Raw genomic sequence first — 3,249 nt, 5'->3', positions numbered from 1 at the left:
GATGGGGGCGGCGGGAACGGGGGGCACGACGCCGAAGGCGGGCAGGGGATCCGGTCGCAGGGCCACCGAGCGCACGTGGGTGCCCGCGCCCATGCGCGTCGTGTAGAAGGCGCGCTCCGCGCTGAGTCGCTGCGCATCCACGTTGCCGCCCGCGAGCGGCGCCCCGCCCCAGGCCGCCGGTGCGTTGGCGCCAGGGTTCCAGGCGATGTGTGTCACCCAGACGTTGGCGGGCCCGTTGGCGCCCGCGGGCGTGGCGACGCAGAACGTGCAGCCGCTGAACATGGCCGTGAAGAAGAACCGGACGTTCGGGTCATTCAGATGGAGCTCGTTCGCTCCAGCGGTCGCCCAGGGCAACCAATAGGCCTGGTACTGACGGGTCATCCATCCCACCGGGTTCGCGACCCGGGCGAGCCCGACCTTCATCACCTGCAGCGCCGCGTAGTTGGCGGCCGGGTTGTCGAAGGCCAGACCGGCGGGCGCCGCGGCCCCCAGGGCCATGTCGAAGGTCTGCCCCGCGGGGATGTTGCCGGCGAAGGCGCCCGCGACGAAGTCGAACGTGAGCACCATGGGCTCCGGGCGCGCATAGACGTTGTTGCCAGCCCAGTTGCCTTGCCCCAGGTCCATCACGCAATGGCACGTGGGACAGGGCTGCGCCGGAAGCGTGACCAGGATGAACCGGTTCAAGAAGGCCATCGGGTCTGCGTTGAACCTCTTGTTGAGTCCGTGCATGCGGCCGTACCTCCGAAGGGGTGGAGGCGCGGGTCGTGCAATGCGTGAACCAGCCCTGCGTCGGAGGGTGTGGGGTGGGTGATGCGCCGCGTGGTGGCGCGCAGGCGCGTCCTCTGTGAACGCGCCTTCGTCCAGGCAAGACGCCGCGGCGTCGCCCCGTCCCCGGGCTCAGGCGGACTTCTTCTGCTCGGCGTCGTCCTGTTCGAACAGGCGCTCCAGCTCCTCGCGGGCGCGGGCGGCGGCCTCCACCAGTCTGGCCTCGTCGCGGTGGAAGCGGGCCGTCTCGCGCAGGAGCTTCTCGTCGTGCTCTCGCAGGCGCTCCATGACGCGGTGGCTCTCGGAGAAGGTGAGCCCCATCGTCTGGAGGATGTCGCCGCCCAGCTCCATGCTGCCGGCGAAGGTCTCCCGCATGACGTGCTCGATGCCCAGGTCCAGCAGCTGGTACGCGTGCACGCGGTTTCGGGCGCGCGCGAAGATGACCAGGTGGGGGAAGTGCTCCTTCACCGTCTTCGCGGTGCGCAGGGACGCCTCCAGGTCGTCGATGGCGAGCACGAAGACGCGGGCCTTGTCGGCGCGGGCGGCGCGCAGCAGGTCCAGCCGGGACGCGTCGCCGTAGAACACCTGGCTGCCGAAGCGCTTCATGAAGTCGATGTGCTCGGGGCTCGCGTCGATGGCGGTGAACCCGATGCGCTTGGCGCGCAGGAGCCGGCCCACCACCTGACCCACGCGGCCGAAGCCGGCGATGATGACGGGGTGGTCCTCCTGGGGCGCCACGTCGAACTCGCGCGTCTGGGCCTTCTTCTGGAAGCGGGGGCGGACGTAGCGCTCGTAGGCCGCGTAGAGCACGGGGGTGGTGGCCATGGACAGGCCCACGACGACGACGAGCAGGTCCGCCTCCTGGGCGCTCATGACGTGGAAGGACACGGCGAGCGCGAAGAGGACGAAGGCGAACTCGCCGCCCTGGGAGATGACCACGCCCAGGCTGAGCGACGGCTCGTTCTGCTTGAGGCTGAAGCGGCCCAGGCCGTAGAGCACGGCGCCCTTGAGGGCCACCAGCCCCAGGACGAGGGCGGTGATGAGCACGGGCTGCTCGACGATGAGGCGCAGGTTGACGCTCATGCCCACGGCGATGAAGAACAGGCCGAGCAGCAGGCCCTTGAAGGGCTCGATGTCGGCCTCCAGCTCGTGGCGGTACTCGGACTCGGACAGGAGCACGCCGGCCAGGAACGCGCCGAGCGCCATGGACAGGCCCACGGCGTGGAGCAGGGCGGCGGTGCCCACGACGACGAGCAGCGCGGTGGCGGTGAACAGCTCCTGGCTGTGGAACGAGGCCACGGCGCGGAAGAGGGGGCGCAAGAGGAAGCGGCCCGCGAGCACCACGCCCGTGAGCACGGCCACGACCTTGAGGCCGGTGAGCCAGCCGGGCTCGGGTGACGCGGTGCTCGCCTGGCCCAGCAGGGGCAGCAGCGCGAGCAGCGGGATGACGGCCAGGTCCTGGAACAGGAGGATGCCGAAGGCGAGGCGTCCGTAGCCGGTGGTGAGCTGGTTGCGCTCGGCGAGCAGCTGCAGGGCGAAGGCGGTGGAGGACAGCGACAGGCCGAAGCCCGCGATGATGGACGCGCCGGGGGACAGGCCGAACAGCCAGCAGACGCTCGCGAGCAGGGCGCCGGTGACGACGACCTGGGCGCCGCCCACGCCGAAGACGGAGTGGCGAAGGTTCCACAGGCGCGAGGGTTGCAGCTCCAGGCCGATGACGAACAGCAGCAGCACCACGCCCAGCTCGGAGAAGTGGAGCACGTTCTGCACGTCGCCGATGAGCTTCGCGCCCGAGGGGCCGATGACGGCGCCCGCGACGAGGTAGCCCAGCACCGAGCCCAGGCCGAGCCGTTTGAACAGCGGGACGGACACCACCGCGGCCGCCAGGAACACCAGCGCCTGATGCAGGAAGGACATGAACCGGCTTCCTGGCACGGACGCCAGGGATGAGCAATCACAGCCACGGCGCCGCGCCGATTTCGACGACAAAGCATCGGCGCCCCGGCCGGGTCCAGCGCACGCGCGCCTACTCGTCCTCCTGCTGCCCGAAGAGCAGGCGCAACAGCGGCAGGTCCTCCGCGTGGCCGAAGACATACACGTGGTCACCGGGCTGGAACACGGTGTCGCCCTTGGGCGCGAGCAGCTCCTGCCCACGCACCAGCAGCATCGCGGCCGAGCCCGGCGGGAAGGGCAGGTCCGCCAGCCGCTCGCCCGCCACCGCCGACGCCTTGTCGATGTAGAACGAGCTCAGCTCCCCCTTGAGCAGCTGCGTGGACGCAATCTCCAGCACCGCCTGGGGCGGCTCGGGCACGTTGGCCGCCAGGCCCAGCTTCTTCGTCACCCACGGCACCGTCGCCCCGGGGATGAGCCCGTTCACCACCACGATGAAGAACACGATGTTGAAGATGTCCCGCGAGCCCGGCGCGTTCGCCAGCACCGGGAACGTCGCCAGGATGATGGGCACCGCGCCCCTCAACCCCACCC

Annotated in this window: 3 protein-coding genes; all 3 read right to left on the bottom strand. The window is 70.4% G+C overall.

The annotated features are described in order from the left end of the window. On the bottom strand, positions 1-729 hold a 729-nt coding region (locus FL311_RS42125; protein WP_141333241.1), incomplete at its 3' end, for a hypothetical protein. Between the two features lie 168 nt (positions 730-897). After that, positions 898-2,682: a monovalent cation:proton antiporter-2 (CPA2) family protein gene (locus tag FL311_RS42120; protein ID WP_141333240.1), complete on the bottom strand. Its 1,785-nt coding sequence runs from the start codon at positions 2,680-2,682 to the stop codon at positions 898-900. Positions 2,683-2,791: 109 nt separating this feature from the next. Next, the coding region (locus FL311_RS42115; protein WP_305036190.1) for a TrkA C-terminal domain-containing protein at positions 2,792-3,249 on the bottom strand (458 nt) is incomplete at its 5' end.

The organism is Myxococcus sp. AB025B (assembly GCF_006518215.1).
GTDB classification, from domain to species: Bacteria; Myxococcota; Myxococcia; order Myxococcales; family Myxococcaceae; genus Myxococcus; species Myxococcus fulvus.
Note: the sequence above shows the minus strand (reverse complement) of the source record. Positions and strands in the feature narration are given on the sequence as shown.